Here is a 17039-nt window from a genome sequence, read left to right as displayed (position 1 = left end):
GGTCCGGTCCGCTCTCGTCGCCGTACGGCCCGGCCTCACCGCCGTACGCCCCACCCTCGCCCGTGTAGGACTCAGGCCAGCCCGCGTACGCCCCGGACCCGCTCGCACGGGCCCCCGGCCCCTGCCGCCCGTACCGTGGATCCCCGGCACCCCCGCCGGCCGCCGGTCCGGCCGTTGCCGCCACGACACCCAGTGCCAGCGGTGCCGCCCGCCGTCCCGCCGTCCCGCTCGCGCGGGAGAGCAGCGCCCCGACGGCTCCCGCCCCCGCACCCCACAGCGCACCGAGTACCAACGCCATGCCGAGGTTGCCCCGCAGCTCGACCCCCGCGCCGAACGCGTCGAAGCCGAGCACGGACAGGGAGGCGTCCACGGACACCTCCGTCAGCCAGGCGAGCAGCGGCAGTGTCAGCGCGGTCGCGATGCCCAGCCGCAGGGCACACCGCACGGCGAAACCGAGGGCACCCGGGTCCCGCACGGCCCCGGAACCGGCGGCCCCCGTGCCCCGCGCCGCCACGGTGCCCGAAGCTCCACTCCGCACAGGCGTTCCCACCGGTGTCCGGACCGCCGTCAGCACCCCCGCCAACAGCATCACCAGCGCGGCGGCGACCCCCAGCAGCCACACCCGCCCGTCCAGCTCGGCCAGCCGACCCAGCGTGACGGGCTGGTCGGAGCTCGCGCTCAGCAGGTCGTCCAGCGGATCCGGCAGCACTTTCGCCAGCACACCGGTGGCCTGTCCGTCGTACGGCACGAACAGGCCGATCGGAATGCCCAGCCAGGTCCCGTTGGGTGCGCCGAGCAGCGCCGCCCCGGCGATCCGCTTGGGGTGGTCGTCGCCGATCGCCGCGTACGCCGCCGCCGCGAACCCGGCCGCCACCGCCACCAGCAGCAGCGCGACGAGCGCGGACGCGGCCGGCCGTACGACCCGGTGCACGGCCTCCCAGCCGGGCGGCAGGGGAGTGCGCCGCGAGGCCAGCAGGGCGATCAGCAGGATCCCGGCCGACCAGCCGAGACCGCCGAGCAGTGTGGGCGCCGTGTCGACGGTGAAGCCGACCGCCGCCTTCGCGTCGATGAGGTCGCCGACCCTGTCGGGCAACAGCCCGCCGATGTCCCCGACATCGCCCAGACCCGGAATCTCGAGGCCGCCACTCCCTCCGCCGCCGGGCAGATCGTCGAGCCCCAGTGAGCCCCCGTCGATGGTGATGACGTCGTGGCCCGCCCAGACCAGCCCGCCCAGCATCGCCACGAACAGCGCCACCACGGTTCCCGCGCGCGCGAGGAGTTCGGCCGGAGCGATCACAACTCCCGCCGTCCGCAAGGACCGCAGGAAGAACCAGGACAGCAGCAGCGCACCGGCCAGGCTGACCCCCAGTGGTGTGATCTCGATGGCGGTTTCCGCCTCCGCGCCCGACAGGCCGAACGCGGACACGTCGCCCGACGGCGTGACCGAACCACCCGCCCCCAGTGCCACAACGGCAGCGGTCATCGGTCCGAGCGAGCCCGCCGTGTCGGCCTCCAGCAGATGCAGGCCGAGCGCCGCCGTGCCCGCCATCCCGATCAACGCCCAGCTCACAGAGGCGATCGCGGACAGCAGCACGTCGCCCCACGGAACCTTTGTGCCGTGCTTCATCGTCTCGACACTCATGGACGCACTCATGCAGACCCCCCGATCCGCGGGCGCGGCGGGCGCCGCGCATGTCCCCCTCGCGTGGATTACCACTCTCCGGTCCGGTTTCAACCCCGTCAACGGAAACAGTCGAAGCGCGCGTGCGCGGTCTGCGCGAGGCCCGACTTTCGGTCACAGGGCCGAGCCTGAAATAGTTCCCGACGATGTTCGACATCCCTAGACTCCCTGTGTTGGGGGTAACTCGGGGGACTACTCAGTGGGGCATGGAGTGCCGGAACTCGTACTGGAATTGAATGGACGGACCTGGACGCTCGACCCGTCCAGGCAATACACCCTCGGACGTGATCCGCAGGGGGACATCGTGCTCGAGGACGCCAGGGTGTCCTGGCGTCACGCCACGCTCAGCTGGAGCGGCCGGAGTTGGGTCCTCGACGACCACGGCAGCACCAACGGCACGTTCGTGCAGGGCCAGCGGGTGCACCAGACGGAGATAGGCCCCGGCTCGGCCGTCCACCTCGGCAACGCGACCGACGGACCGCGCCTGAGCGTCTCCGGCAGCGCCGCCGTCGCGACGCCGCTGGCGCAGCCCCAGCAGCAGCCGTACGCGGCGCAGGGCGCGGGTCCCGGCTGGGCACAGCAGGCGCCGCCTCAGCAGCAGGCGCCGCCTCAGCAGCAGGCCCCGCCTCAGCAGCAGGCCCCGCAGGCGGGCTGGCAGCAGCCGCAGCAGGCCGCGCCGCACATCCCGCAGCAGCAGGGCCCCGGTGGTGGCGCGGGGGCGCCGCCGGTCTACGGCGACCGCAGTCCGACGACGTTCCACCAGTTCTCGCTCGGCCGCGTCATGCGCATCGGCCGTGCCCTGGAGAACGAGCTGGTCGTGTCGGACCTCCAGGTCTCCCGCCACCACGCCGAGTTCCACGCCACGCCCGACGGCCGCTTCGAGATCCGCGACCTGGGCTCGCACAACGGCACGTACGTCAACGGCCAGCCGATCGCCAAGGGCGGCTCCGCGCTGCTCGGCCCCCATGACATCGTCGGCGTCGGCCACTCCACGTTCCGCCTGGTCGGCGACCGGCTGGAGGAGTTCGTCGACACCGGTGAGGTGTCCTTCTCGGCCCGCCACCTGACCGTGACCGTCGACGGCGGCAAGCAGATCCTCAAGGACGTCTCCTTCGGCGTCCCGGAGAAGTCGCTGATCGCGGTCATCGGCCCGTCCGGTTCCGGCAAGTCGACGCTGCTCAAGGCGCTGACGGGCTACCGTCCCGCCAACCAGGGCGACGTCCTCTACGACAACCGCAACCTCTACAAGCAGTTCGCCGAGCTGCGCCAGCGCATCGGTCTGGTCCCGCAGGACGACATCCTGCACAAGGAGCTGACCGTCAAGAAGGCCCTCAAGTACGCGGCCAAGCTGCGCTTCCCGGCCGACACCACGGCCGCCGAGCGTGAGGCCCGCATAGACGAGGTGCTGCGCGAGCTGAAGCTGGACATCCACAAGGAGAAGAAGGTCACCTCCCTCTCCGGCGGCCAGCGCAAGCGCGTCTCCGTGGCCCTGGAGCTGCTCACCAAGCCGTCGCTGATCTTTCTGGACGAGCCGACCTCGGGCCTCGACCCGGGCATGGACCGCGACGTCATGCAGCTGCTGCGCGGCCTGGCCGACGACGGCCGCACCGTCCTCGTCGTCACCCACTCGGTGGCCGAGCTGGCGCTGTGCGACAAGCTGCTGGTGATGGCGCCGGGCGGTGCCGTGGCGTACTTCGGTCCGCCCGAGGAGGCACTGAACTTCTTCGGCTACGACACCTGGGCCGATGTCTTCTCCGCCTTCGAGAACTACCGCGACTACGACTGGGCGGGACGCTGGAAGGGCTCGCAGCACTACCAGATGTACGCCGCGGACATCGACGCGATTGCGCCGCAGTCCGTACAGATGCCTCCGATGCAGGCCATGAGGCCGCCGAAGCCGCAGGGCTGGATGTCCCAGTTCGTCACGCTGGTGCGCCGCTATGTCTCGGTGATCGCCTCGGACAAGGGCTTCCTGGCCCTGACCGTGATCCTGCCGGCCGTCATCGGCTCGGTGAGCCTGCTCATCGACCCGGACAGGGGCCTGCTGCCCAACGGGGTCAACCCGCAGAGCGGCCGGATCATCCCCAACGGCACGGCCAGCACCGTCCTGCTGCTGCTCGCCGTCGGCGCCTGCTTCTCGGGCGCGGCGAACTCCGTCCGTGAGCTGATCAAGGAACGGGTCATCTACGAGCGGGAGCGCGCGACCGGCCTGTCCCGCTCGGCGTACCTGATGTCCAAGGTGTTCGTGCTCGGTCTGATCACGGTGTTCCAGGGCCTGCTGGTCGGCGTCATCGGCTTCGCCAGCCGTGAGATCCCGAAGGAGGGCCTGGTCTTCGGAGGTTCCACGCTTCTGGAGCTCTCCCTGCCGATCATGGGGCTGGGGTTCACCTCGATGATGTTCGGCCTGGTCATCTCCTCGCTCGTGAAGACGGCCGAGAAAACCATGCCGCTGCTGGTCATGTTCGCCATCGTCCAGGTCGTGTTCACGGGCTGCCTGTTCGCCCTGAACGGCTCGATCGGCGTCAACCAGTTCTCGTACCTGATGCCGTCGCGCTGGGCCGTCGCCGGCGCGGGAGCCACGCTGGACTTCAACAAGATCAGCCCGCCCGAGGAGGGCGCCGGCAACGACCCGCTGTGGGAGCACAGCGTCGGCGCCTGGAGCCTCGACATGATCGCCCTGATCGCCCTCGGCGTGATCTGCGGCTTCTTCGTGGCCCGCTTCCTGCGCCGCCATGAGCCCGAGGTCATGCGCAAGTAGTCGCCTCCGGACGCCCCGAAGGGCGGCACCTCGTCAGGAGGGTGCCGCCCTTCGGCGTTCGTGTTCGCGTGAAGAGGTCCGCGCCGACCTCAGTACGCGCTGTTGACGTTGTCCATGGAGCCGTACCGGTCGGCCGCGTAGTTGCAGGCGGCGGTGATGTTGGCGACCGGGTCGTAGATGTTCCAGGACGTGCCGGGGACGTGGTAGGCCTTGAAGGTCGGCGGGATGACCTGCAGGAGGCCCTTGGACGGGATGCCGTTGATGGCGTTGATGTCCCAGTTGTTGATGGCGTTCGGGTTGCCCGAGGACTCCCGGATGATGTTGCGGTGGATGCCGTTGTAGGAGCCCGGGATGCCGTGCTTCTTCATGATGTCCAGGGACTCGCGGATCCAGCCGTCGAGGTTGTTGGCGTAGGTCTTCTTGGCGGCGGCCTTGAGCTTGGCTCGCTGCGCGGCCCGGCTGGCGGCCTCCTTCGCCTTGCGCGCCTGCTCGGCCTTCTTCGCGGCGGCAACCGCGGCGGCCCGCTTCTTGGCCGCGGCTTCGGCGGCGGCCTTCTTCTTCGCGGCGGCCGCGGCGGCGGCCTTCTTCTTGGCGGCGGCGTCGGCCTGCGCCTTCTGCTGGGCCTCGATGGCCTTGCCCTGAAGGCTGACACCGGCGAGCTGGTCGGCGACGTTCTTCAGCTGCTCGGAGCTGTAGGCCACCTTGGCCGAGGACACGGCCGCCTCGGACGTCGTCGTCTGCGCACTGCTCGGAACAGCGGTGAAGGCGACGGCGGCGGCGCCGAGGGCGGCGACCCCGGTGATCGCGATCTTGTGCGTCCTGGTCAGGGTGCTGATACGGCCGGGGATACGGGTGTTCTTGGGCATGGCAGACGGACCTCTTCGAATAGCGCGGAGGTCGCTCTTCGTCCGGTGCGGACACGGGTGCTTCCGGCACAAACGCCGCGGGCTGATCCGCGGCGCTGAGCGACGGCTGCAATTCTTAGCGGCCGCAAAATCCTGTGGCAAAGGTGTGACGTACGATCCCGGGTAGTGGAGCCGCGAAGGGCAAAACGGGACAGACTAGAACGTCCGTCCCGCTCAAAAGGGAAATGTCCGTCTCCTACGGACCTTCGTACGTGACCTGCGCCCTATGTGCGGGCTCACACCGGTCACGCGGCAGTCTCACCAACAGTTGCTTGAGCAATGCGCTGTGTGAGCATCCTGCTTCGGAAGGATGAGATGCACGTCCCCGAACTCGTGCCACAGATAGAGCCCGCGCAGTGCCTCCTCGTAACCGCGATCGACCGCGGCCCGCCCCGCGACCGCCTCGAGCATCAGCAGATGCGAGGCCTCCGGCTCGTGCAGCCCGGTCAGCAGCCCGTCCACCACGCGCACACCCCGCTCGGGCGTGACGACGAGGTCGGTCCAGCCCCCGGCCGCCCGGACCACGCCGTCGCGCCCGGCCGCCGACTCCACGGCCCGCACGGCCGTCGTACCGACCGCCACGACCCTGCCGTCACCCGCCTTCACCGCGTTGATCAGCCTCGCCGACGCCTCCGGCACCGCGAAGCGCTCCGGATACGGCGGCTCATGGGCCTCCGCGGACGCCACCCCGGTGTGCAGTGTGATCGGCGCGAACCGGACACCCAGGCTCACCAGCTCCGCCACCAGCCGGGCGGTGAAGGGACGCGCTGCACTCGGCATCTCCGCACTGCCCGACCCGTCGGCGGACGGCAGCGCGAACACCGTCTGATACGCCGACAGCGGCTGGTCCCGCTTCGTGTAGGAGTAACGAATCGGCCGCCCGTACTCCCGCAGCATCCCGAGCACCCCGGCCCTCGACGCACGCGGCCGCCCGAGGACCTCGGGCCCCGACGCCCGCGCCCACCACAACCGCTCGGCCCCCGCGCTCACCGCCTCCTCCAGGACCAGCCGCACACCCCCGGGCAACCGCACCTTCGTCCCCGCGGGACCGCCCGCACTCGCGCGCGTGGTGCCCATCCCGTCGGGATCCCGCAGCTCGACCGCCCACCGCCCGTCGTCGCCCCGTGTGGAGAAGTGCACCACCACGCGCGTGTTCCCCGACCGCCCGTCCACGGCCGCGGCCAGCGTGGGAGACGTGTTGACGACCAACAGGTCCCCCGCCCGCAGCAGCCGGGGCAGCTCGGCGAACGCGTGGTGCGACACCTCGGTGCCCCGCGACACCAGCAGCCGTACGGCGTCCCGGTCGAGCCCGGCCCCGCGCTGCTCCGCCGGCACCCGGGCCGGCAGCCCCTCCGGAACCCGCACCGCCAGCGTCATCGCCCCTCCAGCAGGGAGGGAGCCCCGTAGCGACCACTCGCCGGCCGCTCGTCCAGCAGCTGCAGGAACGCCGGGACCGCACTCGCCGGCTCCGGCCGCGGATCGTCGTCGTCCGGTACGGCCGCCGCATACAGGTCGGTGGCCATGTCCCCGGGGTCGACCGCCCACACCCGCAGCTCCGGCTCCTCCTCGCCGAGGACCGCCGCCAGATGGTCGAGGGCCGCCTTCGACGCCCCGTAGCCGCCCCACGTCTCGTACGCCTCGGCAGCCGCGTCCGAGCTAACGGAGATCACCGCCCCCACCGCCGACGCGCGCAGCAGCGGCAGCGCCTCCTGGACCAGGCCCAGCGCGGCCACCACGTTCACCTCCAGCGCCCGCCGCAGCCCCTCCAGGGGCAGCTCCGCCAGGCGCACGAGCGGCTCGGCGCCCAGCGCGCTCGCGTTGTTCACCACCAGATCGACACCGCCGAGCTTCCAGGCCGCGGCGACCAGCTCGGTCCGGTGCCCGGCGTCCGTGACATCTCCGGGCAGGGCCTCCACACGTGTTCCGTGGAGGGCCACGGCCTTCGCCGCCTCCGTCAGTGCCGGGGCGCCCCGGGCGTCCAGCACCAGATCCCAGCCGTGCGCGGCCAGGGCCTCGGCGAGCGCCCGCCCCAGTCCCTTCGACGCCCCCGTGATGATCGCCACCGGCATGACCCACGTCCCCTCGTCGTCCGTCCTCGACGCCTGCTGATCGGCGTGGCCCCAACATAGGAACGGGACCGTCCGTGCCGCCTCGGACGCAGGCCCCAAAGCGGCGGGGCCCTTCGGCCTACGCCGACGAGCGGGGGACCTCGGCCCTAGGCCCTGTCGTCAGGTTCCCGCCTGCCCCGCGACGCCACGACAGGACCTAGGTGAGACCTAGGTCCCCAGACCCAGGCGGTGGCCGTCACCGGTCCGATCCCCGCTGTCACACCCCGCCGGTACGGTGAGGACATGAGTCAAGGCCACAGGTCCGGCCTCGCCGCGGTGAGTTCCGCGCTGCTGGCCATGAGCAGGCACCTAGAGGTGCGCGACGTCCTCAAGACGATCGTCGCCTCGGCCCGCGAACTGCTCGACGCCCAGTACGCCGCCCTCGGCGTCCCCGACGACCACGGGGGCTTCGCCCAGTTCGTGGTCGACGGCGTCAGCGACGCGCAGTGGAAGGCCATCGGCCCCCTCCCGCGCCAGCACGGCATCCTCGCCGCGATGCTGCACGAGGCGAGGCCCGAGCGCCTCGCCGACGTCCGCAAGGACCCCCGCTTCGAGGGCTGGCCCTCGGCGCACCCCGACATGTCGGACTTCCTCGGCCTGCCGATCCGCGACGGCGACGAGGTCATCGGAGCCCTGTTCCTGGCCAACAAGCTGTGTCCTGTGGGGGAACACCTCCCGCACACCCCGAGCCCCAAGCCGGAAGGCGGCTGCGGCTTCACCGAAGAGGACGAGGAACTGCTCTCGATCCTCGCCCAGCACGCGGCGATCGCACTCACCAACGCCCGCCTCTACGAACGCAGCCGCGAGCTGACCATCGCCGAGGAGCGCTCACGCCTCGCGCACGAGCTGCACGACGCGGTCAGCCAGAAGCTGTTCTCGCTGCGCCTCACCGCCCAGGCGGCCGCCGCCCTGGTGGACCGCGATCCCTCCCGCGCCAAGGGCGAGCTGCAGCAGGTGGCCGCGCTCGCCGCGGAGGCCACCGACGAGCTGCGCGCCGCCGTCGTGGAGCTGCGCCCCGCCGCCCTGGACGAGGACGGCCTCGTCGCCACCCTCCGCACCCAGATCCAGGTCCTCGACCGCGCCCACACCGCGCGCGTGACCTTCGCGAGCCGCGGCGTCAGGGCGCTGCCCGCCGCACAGGAGGAGGCCGTGCTGCGCGTCGCCCAAGAGGCCCTGCACAACGCACTGCGGCACTCCGGTGCCCAGCACGTCGACGTGATCCTGGACCGGCGCGGCGGCGGAGCCCTCCTGCGGGTGACGGACGACGGCAGCGGCTTCGACCCGCAGTCGACTCGCCGGGCGGGCCGCCACCTGGGCCTGGTCTCCATGCGGGACCGGGCGAGCGGGGCCGGCGGCCGGCTGACCGTGGAAGCGGCGCCCGGAAAGGGCACCACGATCGAGATGGAGGTCCCCGGTGGCTGACACAATCAAGGTGCTGCTCGTCGACGACCACCAGGTGGTCCGCCGGGGCCTGCGTACCTTCCTCGAAGTGCAGGACGACATCGAGGTCGTGGGCGAGGCGGCGGACGGCGCCGAAGGGGTCGCCCGCGTCGAGGAACTGAAGCCCGACGTCGTCCTCATGGACGTCAAGATGCCGGGCATGGACGGCGTCGACGCCTTGCGCAGACTGCGCGAACTGAACAACCCCGCACGCGTGTTGATCGTCACGAGCTTCACCGAGCAGCGCACAGTGGTCCCGGCCCTGCGCGCGGGCGCCGCCGGTTACGTGTACAAGGACGTCGACCCCGACGCGCTGGCCGGCGCCATCCGCTCCGTCCACGCGGGCCACATCCTGCTCCAACCCGAGGTCGCTGGCGCGCTGTTGTCCCAGGAGGAGACCAACTCCAGCCAGGGGAGAGGTGGTTCGCTCACAGAACGAGAGCGTGAAGTGCTCGGCCTGATAGCGGACGGCCGCTCCAACCGGGAGATCGCCCGCGCACTGGTGCTCTCAGAGAAGACCGTCAAGACGCACGTCTCGAACATTCTGATGAAACTCGACCTCGCGGACCGCACCCAGGCCGCCCTGTGGGCCGTACGCCATGGTGTGACCGGCTGACACGGATGGTTCCGCTCCGGGCTGAGATTCATACCGTCGTGGGAATGTCCCCCGAGTGGCGCATCCTTCGTGGATCTCCGCCGTTCTCCAGTGCGTGCTGCGGCGACTGCCGCGGCAATCGCTAGGAGGGCTCAGAAGTGAAGAAGCTGAAGAAGGTAGCGGCCGTGACGATGGTGGCCGGCGGGCTGGTCGCCGCCGGTGCCGGTATGGCCTCCGCCACCACCGGCGGTGCGTGGGCCGACGGTTCGGCCGCGGGCTCCCCGGGCATCGCCTCGGGCAACGTGGTCCAGGTCCCGGCGCACATCCCGGTGAACGTGGTCGGCAACACCGTGAACGTCATCGGTGCGCTGAACCCCGCCTTCGGCAACGTCGGTCTCAACCGCTGACTCCCGCCGCGGGCGGCAGTGACCTCCGGCCTCCCGGGCGCGCCCGGGAGGCCGGTCAGCTTGTCGCTCCAATGGCCCGAACGGGCCCTTGAGCGGGACTCTCCGTACCGTTCGCGCCTCTCCCGCGTTGATCAGCGCACGACCCGCGGCCGGGTCGGACACGCAAACGCAGGAGGAACGCTTCTTATGAACATCGCCAAGAAGGCCGCCATGGCCCTCACCATCGCCGGTATCGCCGCAGGCGCGTCCGCCGGTGCCGCCGCCGCCGACACGCTGGCCGACGGCTCGGCCGTGGGCTCCCCGGGCATCGCCTCGGGCAACACCGTGCAGGTCCCGGTTCACCTCCCGGTGAACGCCGTCGGCAACACGGCCAACGTGATCGGCCTCCTCAACCCGTCCTACGCCAACGAGGCCGTGAACGACTGAGGCCGTCTGATCACGACGAGGGGCCCCGCGAGTCAAGAACGACTCGCGGGGCCCCTCGTCGTAGCACCATCATCATTCCGGCCCGTCCGGCGTTCGAAAACGAGCCCGTCAGGCCGATGCGGGGCCCGCGGGGCAGCGCCCCTGCGACGCCCACACCAGCACCGGCCACCCCCGAAGCTCACCGAACCCCCCGCCCCCGCTCCTCCACAACGGAGTTGTACACCGCGACCTGCGCCCGCCGAGCCACCCGCTCGACCGGCCGCAGGGCCTCGGCCCGAGCCGCCACCTCGGAGGAGCTCACCGCACCCCCGTGCCCGTTCTCGTACGCGAGGGAAACCAGCAGCCCCACCCGCTGCGCCAGCTCCAGCACCCGCACCGCCCGCGGCGGATACCCCGGAGCCAACATCTCCCGCCCCCGCTCCGCCCGCGCCCGATACGCATCGATGGCCGCCTCCGCCACCGGCCCCGAGCCGGCCACGTCCAGCCGCGACAGCACCGCCGTCGCCTCTCTGAGCGCCTCCGCCAGCTCCCGCTCGGCCTCCCCGAGGGACGGCACATCGGCGGGCGGCGCATCCCGCACGGGCAGCACATGCCACACGACCTCGACATGGACATCGCCGTCGGGCCCTGCCTCGTACACCTCCGGAACCAGACCGAGCGGGGCGCCGTGACAGATCACGGCCTCCTCCGCGTCGAGCGCCCGCGCATTGAACTCCGGAGGCCCGCTCAGCCCCAGCGGATGCCCGGGCACGGGCAGCGCGACCCGCAGCCCGGTCACGCCGAGCGCCCGCAGCCGCCCCAGCGCGAGCGTGAGGCCGACGGGCGCCGACTCACCGGGCAGGCCCTCCACCCGGTGCACCGCGTCCTCGCCGACGATGGCGAGCACGGCGTCGTCCGGTGAGACAAATCCGGCCAACAGGGCATTTCCCCAAGCGGCAAGGAGTCCTGAACGAGGTTCCGAAAGCATGCCCCCACCCTAAGGACCGGACCGATGGAATGGAGCGGTCGACCGGTGGCGTAGATTTCCTTGAGGGCTGCGCCCACCGGCGCGGCGGACCGAGCCACAGGCGTACGCGACAGCCGAGACCGGCCACACTGCAAGGGGAGACAACGCGCTCATGAGCGATGTTCTGGAGCTTCAGGACGTATCCGTGGTCCGCGAGGGCCGGGCTCTGGTGGACCAGGTCTCCTGGTCGGTCAAGGAGGGCGAGCGCTGGGTCATCCTCGGCCCCAACGGCGCCGGCAAGACGACCCTCCTGAACGTCGCCTCCAGCTACCTCTACCCGAGCCAGGGCACCGCCACGGTCCTCGGCGAGACCCTAGGACAGCCCGGCACCGACGTCTTCGAGCTGCGCCCGCGCATCGGCATGGCCGGCATCGCCATGGCCGACAAGCTGCCCAAGCGCCAGACCGTCCTGGAGACCGTGCTGACCGCCGCGTACGGCATGACGGCCCACTGGCAGGAGGACTATGAGGAGATCGACGAGCAGCGCGCCCGCGCCTTCCTCGACCGCCTCGGCATGAGCGACTACCTGGACCGGAAGTTCGGCACCCTCTCCGAGGGCGAGCGCAAGCGCACCCTCATCGCCCGCGCCCTGATGACCGACCCCGAGCTGCTGCTCCTCGACGAGCCCGCCGCCGGCCTCGACCTCGGCGGCCGCGAGGACCTCGTACGCCGTCTCGGCCGCCTCGCCCGCGACCCGATCGCGCCTTCGATGATCATGGTCACGCATCACGTCGAGGAGATCGCCCCCGGCTTCACTCACGTCCTGATGATCCGCCAGGGCAAGGTCCTCGCCGCCGGCCCGCTGGAGCTCGAACTCACCTCCCGCAACCTCTCCCGCTGCTTCGGCCTCCCGCTTGTCGTCGAACAGGTCGGCGACCGCTGGACCGCGCAGGGCCTCCCGCTGTCCTGACCCTCCGAACCGCGGGAAGCCCCTTCTCACGCCCTCGGCGCCCTGTCGGAGGCAGGACCCGCAGTCCTACCATGACCATGTGAACGACATCGACGCATGGGTGTGGTGGCTCGTCGGCGCGGTCGCGCTCGGTATCCCGCTCGTGGTGACCGCGATGCCGGAGTTCGGCATGCTCGCCGTGGGCGCCGTCGCCGCCGCGGTCGTCGCCGGATTCGGCGGCGGATCCGTCGCTCAGGTGCTCGTCTTCGCCGTCGTCTCGGTCGCGCTCATCGCCGTCGTACGGCCCATCGCCGCCCGGCACCGCGCGCAGCGACCCCAACTCGCCACCGGTATCGACGCCTTGAAGGGCAAGCAGGCCGTCGTGCTGGAGCGAGTCGACGGCTCGGGCGGCCGGATCAAGCTCGCCGGGGAGGTCTGGTCGGCCCGCTCCCTCGACTCCGGCCGCGCCTACGAAGTGGGCCAGGAAGTGGACGTCGTGGACATCGAGGGGGCCACGGCGATCATCATGTGACCTTGCCGGAGGGGGCATTGACGTAACTGAACCGAACGCCCCACGAGGCATGCGACGGTCTGTCAGACTCGACCAGCAAGATCTTCAACAGGCATAAGATCTTCCGAAAGCGCCGAGGCGGAGAAAGGTACGGGGAGCCGACGATGGAACCGGTCATCATCGTCTTGATCATTCTGGTGGTGTTGGTCTTCATCGCCCTGATCAAGACGATCCAAGTCATTCCGCAGGCCAGCGCGGCCATCGTCGAGCGCTTCGGCCGCTACACGCGGACACTCAACGCGGGCCTCAACATCGTCGTCCCGTTCATCGACACCATCCGCAACCGCATCGACCTGCGCGAGCAGGTCGTGCCGTTCCCTCCGCAGCCGGTGATCACCCAGGACAACCTGGTCGTCAACATCGACACCGTCATCTACTACCAGGTGACCGACGCCCGGGCCGCGACGTACGAAGTCGCCAGCTACATCCAGGCGATCGAGCAGCTCACCGTCACGACGCTCCGCAACATCATCGGCGGCATGGACCTCGAGCGGACCCTCACCTCCCGCGAGGAGATCAACGCGGCCCTGCGCGGCGTCCTCGACGAGGCCACCGGCAAGTGGGGCATCCGCGTCAACCGCGTCGAGCTCAAGGCGATCGAACCGCCCACCTCCATCCAGGACTCGATGGAGAAGCAGATGCGCGCCGACCGTGACAAGCGCGCCGCGATCCTCACCGCCGAAGGTACGCGCCAGGCCGCGATCCTCACCGCAGAAGGTGAGAAGCAGTCCCAGATCCTGCGCGCCGAAGGTGAGGCCAAGGCCGCGGCACTGCGAGCAGAGGGCGAAGCCCAGGCCGTCCGCACGGTCTTCGAAGCGATCCACGCCGGCGACCCGGACCAGAAGCTTCTCTCCTACCAGTACCTCCAGATGCTCCCGAAGATCGCCGAAGGCGACGCCAACAAACTCTGGATCGTCCCCAGCGAAATCGGTGACGCCCTCAAGGGGTTGTCCGGCGCGATGGGCAACTTCGGCCCGATGGGCGGTGGTTCAAGCGGCGGAGGCGGCAACAACTCCGGCGGCACGGAACGCCGCGAGAAGCCGTCCATCGACTGACGAGACCGCGTTACGAGACTGGGGCCCCTCCGGACGGGAGGGGCCCCAGCTCTGTGTATGGGCGGGACAGGACCTAAGCAGCGGGCTGAGCCAGCCACTCCGGCAGCGCGTCGAAGTCCTCGTGCCCCAGCGACAGCAGCATCGCGTCCGCCGGAGTCGGCTCGAAGGGCAGCCGCAGCAACGGCATACCCGCCTGGTCCGGAGTCCGGTCCGCCTTACGGTGGTTGTCCTCCGCGCACGAGGCGACCGTGTTCAGCCACGAGTCCTGACCACCCTGCGCCCGCGGCACCACGTGGTCCACGGTCGTGGCCCGCCTGCCGCAGTAAGCGCACCTGTGCCGGTCCCGCACCAGAACACCCCGCCTCGACCACGGGGCTTGTCTTCGGAACGGCACCCTTACGTATCTGCACAGCCTGATCACCCGCGGCGCGGGTATGTCCACCTCGGCTCCGCGCATGCGCAGTTCGGGGTGGGCCTGCTCGACGACAGCCTTGTCCTGCAGCACCAGAACGACAGCTCGGTTCAACGTCACCGTCGACAGCGGCTCGAAGCTCGCATTCAGCACCAGCGTGTCCCGCATCCAGCCCACCTCCCATGTGCACCGGCCCACCCCCTGGCGGGCTTGGATCAACTCTGGCCGGGCACGCCGAGATGGACAACGCAATAAAAATGCCCGCCCCTGATCACTTCCAAGACCAGAGGCGGGCAAACGTTCCATGAACGTCAGTCTTCGGCGGGCACCTCGTACTCACCGATCAGCTGGGCGCGCGCCAGCGTGTGGAACCGCAGGTTGAAGCCCACGGCGGCCGGGCTGGCGTCCGAGTCCGGACCGAGCTTCTCCTGGTCCACGGCGTACACCGTGAACACATACCGGTGCGGCCCGTCCCCGGGCGGCGGCGCGGCACCGCCGAACTCCTTCGGCCCGTAGTCGTTGCGCGCCTGTACGGCACCCTCCGGCAGCCCCGCGAACCTGCCGCTGCCCGCACCCTCCGGCAGCTCGGTGACCGAGGCCGGAATGTCGAACACCACCCAGTGCCAGAATCCGCTGCCCGTCGGAGCATCGGGGTCGTAGCAGGTGACGGCGAAGCTCTTGGTCTCGGCCGGGAAGCCCTCCCACCGCAGCTGCGGAGAGGTGTTGCCGGCCGCGTGGACCTGAGCGTCCTTGAGCGTTCCGCCCTCCGTGACGTCCTCGCTCGTGACCGTGAACGACGGCACGGGCGGATGGAAGTCGTGGGGGAGCGGCCGCCTCTTGAGCTCGGTCACCTCGGTACCTCCTGAACGGTTCCTGGTATCAGTCGGTCCGAGCCTAGAACCAGTTGCGCTTGCTGCCGACCTCGGACAGCCACTGGTTGAGGTATGCGGTCCAGTCGGTCCCCTGGTAGTCCTGCAGACCGACCTGGAACGACCGGAACGTGTCACTGCCCTCGCTGAACAGACCCGGCTTCTTGTCCATCTCCAGGACGACGTCCATCCCGTGCCCGTCGGCCACGAAGCTCAGCTCGACCTGGTTCAGGCCCCGGTACTGCGACGGCGGGAAGAACTCGATCTCCTGGTAGAACGGCAGCTTCTGCCGGGTGCCCCGGATGTGACCGCGCTCCATGTCCGCGTTCTTGAAGCGGAAGCCCAGCTGGATGAAGGCGTCGAGGATCGCCTTCTGGGCGGGCAGCGGGTGCACGTTGATCGGGTCCAGGTCACCGGAGTCCACGGCACGGGCGATCTCCAGCTCCGTGGTCACCCCGATGTGCATCCCGCGCAGCGCCTGACCGTCGATCATCGTGATCGGCGTCTCCCACGGGATCTCCAGCCCGAACGGCACGGCGTGCACGGCACCCGCCTGCAGCTCGAAGGCCCCGCCGAGCCGCGACTTCGTGAACTCGATGTCCTGCTTGTACTCCTGGTCGCCGCTCTCGACCTCGACCTTGGCCTGGAGTCCGACCGAGAGCCCCTCGATCTCCTGGTTCACGGACCCGCCCTGAATACGCACCTCGCCCTGGACGACGCCGCCCGGCACGACGTTGACCTCGGTCAGCACCGTCTCGACCGAAGCCCCGCCGGCCCCCAGGCTCGCGAGCAGCTTCTTGAACGCCATGACACTCCCTCTTACGTGTGGGTCCTTGATCCCTTGAAACGCGATCCGGCCCTGGCTGGTTCCGTCCCCTCACCCTGGCAAGGCAAAGGCCCCTTGGCCACCCCGTGGCATCCACCCGTCTGCACTACCCTCGGACGGCATGATCGCGACCCCCGACCGTACGCCCCTCCCCAGAGAGTTCTTCGACCGGCCTGTACTGGAAGTGGCCCCCGACCTCCTCGGCCGCCTCCTGGTGCGCACCACCCCGGACGGGCCGATCACCCTGCGCCTGACGGAGGTCGAGGCGTACGACGGCCCGAACGACCCCGGCTCCCACGCCTATCGCGGCAGAACGGCCCGCAATGACGTGATGTTCGGTCCGCCCGGACATGTGTACGTCTACTTCACCTACGGCATGTGGCACTGCATGAACCTGGTCTGCGGTCCGGAGGGCACGGCGAGCGCGGTTCTGCTGCGCGCCGGCGAGATCGTCGAGGGTGCCGAGCTCGCTCGCAAACGTCGAATCTCGGCCCGATACGACAAGGAACTGGCCAAAGGGCCGGCCCGCCTGGCCACGGCCCTGGGCGTGGACCGGGCACTGGACGGCACGGACGCCTGCACCCCCGAGGAGAGCCCCTTGCGGATGCTCGCGGGCACGCCTGTCCCCTCGGACCAGGTACGCGAGGGCCCACGAACCGGAGTGGCCGGCGACGGTGGAGTCCATCCCTGGCGCTTCTGGGTCGCGAACGACCGTACGGTGAGCCCCTATCGGGCCCATGTGCCGAGGCGCCGCCGAAGTTGACGCGTCCTTGGAGGATGCGTAATGTAGCCCGAGCCGCTTGAACCGGGTACGGCGATCGCCAGCAGCCGGAAGCGGCCAAACCACTACCTACGGCTTCCCCTCCACAGGGGTGAATTCGGTGTGCTCGCATGCCAGAATTCGGATCTCGCGGACTCGATTATGAGTTGGCGAGGGAAATCGGCTAACGTAGTGAATGTCGAAAGGCCCCGCCGACCGGGAATCAGGCCCGAAAGGATCTGGTAGAGTCGGAAACGCAAGACCGAAGGGAAGCGCCCGGAGGAAAGCCTGAGAGTCTCTCGGGTGAGTACAAAGGAAGCGTCCGTTCCTT

General features: G+C 70.1%; 17 protein-coding genes. 9 read left to right on the top strand and 8 right to left on the bottom strand.

The genetic code is table 11. From position 1 onward, the window contains the following. Positions 1 to 1654, bottom strand: a 1654-nt coding sequence (locus ACZ562_RS26895; RefSeq protein ID WP_471183973.1) for a streptophobe family protein, incomplete at its 3' end; no start/stop codon positions are given. A gap of 238 nt (positions 1655 to 1892) precedes the next feature. On the opposite strand from ACZ562_RS26895, the gene ACZ562_RS26890 reads away from it, so the two are divergent. Beyond that, entirely contained in the window at positions 1893 to 4439 is a 2547-nt protein-coding gene (locus ACZ562_RS26890; RefSeq protein ID WP_471184392.1) for an ABC transporter ATP-binding protein/permease, read from the top strand. An 89-nt stretch (positions 4440 to 4528) separates the two neighbouring features. On the opposite strand, the gene ACZ562_RS26885 is transcribed toward ACZ562_RS26890, so the two are convergent. The 3 genes from ACZ562_RS26885 to ACZ562_RS26875 all read right to left on the bottom strand — a co-directional run bounded on the left by ACZ562_RS26885 (position 4529) and on the right by ACZ562_RS26875 (position 7413). Beyond that, entirely contained in the window at positions 4529 to 5305 is a 777-nt protein-coding gene (locus ACZ562_RS26885) for a transglycosylase SLT domain-containing protein (RefSeq protein ID WP_471183971.1), read from the bottom strand. 297 nt (positions 5306 to 5602) lie between these two features. Next, entirely contained in the window at positions 5603 to 6721 is a 1119-nt protein-coding gene (locus ACZ562_RS26880; RefSeq protein ID WP_471183969.1) for an S-adenosylmethionine:tRNA ribosyltransferase-isomerase, read from the bottom strand. Further along, positions 6718 to 7413 carry an SDR family NAD(P)-dependent oxidoreductase gene (locus tag ACZ562_RS26875; protein ID WP_471183966.1) on the bottom strand — a complete coding sequence of 232 codons (696 nt, stop codon included), beginning with the start codon at positions 7411 to 7413 and terminating at the stop codon, positions 6718 to 6720. Before ACZ562_RS26875 ends, ACZ562_RS26880 begins: the two co-directional genes overlap by 4 nt. A 282-nt stretch (positions 7414 to 7695) precedes the next feature. On the opposite strand from ACZ562_RS26875, the gene ACZ562_RS26870 reads away from it, so the two are divergent. The 4 genes from ACZ562_RS26870 to ACZ562_RS26855 all read left to right on the top strand — a co-directional run bounded on the left by ACZ562_RS26870 (position 7696) and on the right by ACZ562_RS26855 (position 10320). After that, on the top strand, positions 7696 to 8874 hold the full coding sequence (locus ACZ562_RS26870; protein WP_471183964.1) for a GAF domain-containing sensor histidine kinase: 1179 nt from the start codon (positions 7696 to 7698) through the stop codon (positions 8872 to 8874). Further along, the gene (locus tag ACZ562_RS26865; protein WP_471183961.1) at positions 8867 to 9508 is read left to right on the top strand and encodes a response regulator; all 642 of its coding nucleotides are present in this window, start codon (positions 8867 to 8869) and stop codon (positions 9506 to 9508) included. Before ACZ562_RS26870 ends, ACZ562_RS26865 begins: the two co-directional genes overlap by 8 nt. A gap of 137 nt (positions 9509 to 9645) precedes the next feature. Continuing rightward, positions 9646 to 9894: a chaplin gene (locus tag ACZ562_RS26860; RefSeq protein WP_471183959.1), complete on the top strand. Its 249-nt coding sequence runs from the start codon at positions 9646 to 9648 to the stop codon at positions 9892 to 9894. A 186-nt stretch (positions 9895 to 10080) separates the two neighbouring features. Next, positions 10081 to 10320, top strand: coding sequence for a chaplin (locus tag ACZ562_RS26855; RefSeq protein WP_471183956.1), 240 nt, complete (start codon positions 10081 to 10083; stop codon positions 10318 to 10320). A gap of 178 nt (positions 10321 to 10498) precedes the next feature. Here the strand turns inward: ACZ562_RS26855 and ACZ562_RS26850 are convergent, their stop codons facing one another. Continuing rightward, positions 10499 to 11287: a hypothetical protein gene (locus ACZ562_RS26850; RefSeq protein WP_471183954.1), complete on the bottom strand. Its 789-nt coding sequence runs from the start codon at positions 11285 to 11287 to the stop codon at positions 10499 to 10501. 151 nt (positions 11288 to 11438) lie between these two features. Between ACZ562_RS26850 and ACZ562_RS26845 the strand changes: the two genes are divergently transcribed. From ACZ562_RS26845 to ACZ562_RS26835, 3 genes are all read left to right on the top strand, one after another. Further along, entirely contained in the window at positions 11439 to 12236 is a 798-nt protein-coding gene (locus ACZ562_RS26845) for an ABC transporter ATP-binding protein (RefSeq protein ID WP_471183951.1), read from the top strand. 79 nt (positions 12237 to 12315) lie between these two features. After that, complete coding sequence (locus ACZ562_RS26840) at positions 12316 to 12747, top strand: NfeD family protein (RefSeq protein WP_471183949.1); 432 nt, start codon at positions 12316 to 12318, stop codon at positions 12745 to 12747. A 143-nt stretch (positions 12748 to 12890) separates the two neighbouring features. Continuing rightward, on the top strand, positions 12891 to 13841 hold the full coding sequence (locus ACZ562_RS26835; RefSeq protein ID WP_471183946.1) for an SPFH domain-containing protein: 951 nt from the start codon (positions 12891 to 12893) through the stop codon (positions 13839 to 13841). Between the two features lie 73 nt (positions 13842 to 13914). Here ACZ562_RS26835 and ACZ562_RS26830 read toward each other — a convergent pair whose 3' ends face one another. The 3 genes from ACZ562_RS26830 to ACZ562_RS26820 all read right to left on the bottom strand — a co-directional run bounded on the left by ACZ562_RS26830 (position 13915) and on the right by ACZ562_RS26820 (position 15930). Beyond that, on the bottom strand, positions 13915 to 14421 hold the full coding sequence (locus ACZ562_RS26830; RefSeq protein ID WP_471183943.1) for an HNH endonuclease: 507 nt from the start codon (positions 14419 to 14421) through the stop codon (positions 13915 to 13917). A 143-nt stretch (positions 14422 to 14564) separates the two neighbouring features. Next, positions 14565 to 15104 carry a YbhB/YbcL family Raf kinase inhibitor-like protein gene (locus ACZ562_RS26825; protein ID WP_471183941.1) on the bottom strand — a complete coding sequence of 180 codons (540 nt, stop codon included), beginning with the start codon at positions 15102 to 15104 and terminating at the stop codon, positions 14565 to 14567. Positions 15105 to 15147: 43 nt separating this feature from the next. Then, positions 15148 to 15930, bottom strand: coding sequence for a sporulation protein (locus ACZ562_RS26820; RefSeq protein ID WP_471183938.1), 783 nt, complete (start codon positions 15928 to 15930; stop codon positions 15148 to 15150). A gap of 139 nt (positions 15931 to 16069) precedes the next feature. Between ACZ562_RS26820 and ACZ562_RS26815 the strand changes: the two genes are divergently transcribed. Beyond that, the gene (locus ACZ562_RS26815; RefSeq protein WP_471183936.1) at positions 16070 to 16711 is read left to right on the top strand and encodes a DNA-3-methyladenine glycosylase; all 642 of its coding nucleotides are present in this window, start codon (positions 16070 to 16072) and stop codon (positions 16709 to 16711) included. The last annotated feature ends 328 nt before the right edge of the window (positions 16712 to 17039 follow it).

This window comes from Streptomyces sp. NPDC040410, assembly GCF_055595715.1.
The sequence above is the reverse complement of the archived record's forward strand: the minus strand, read 5'-3'. Positions and strand labels throughout refer to the sequence as shown.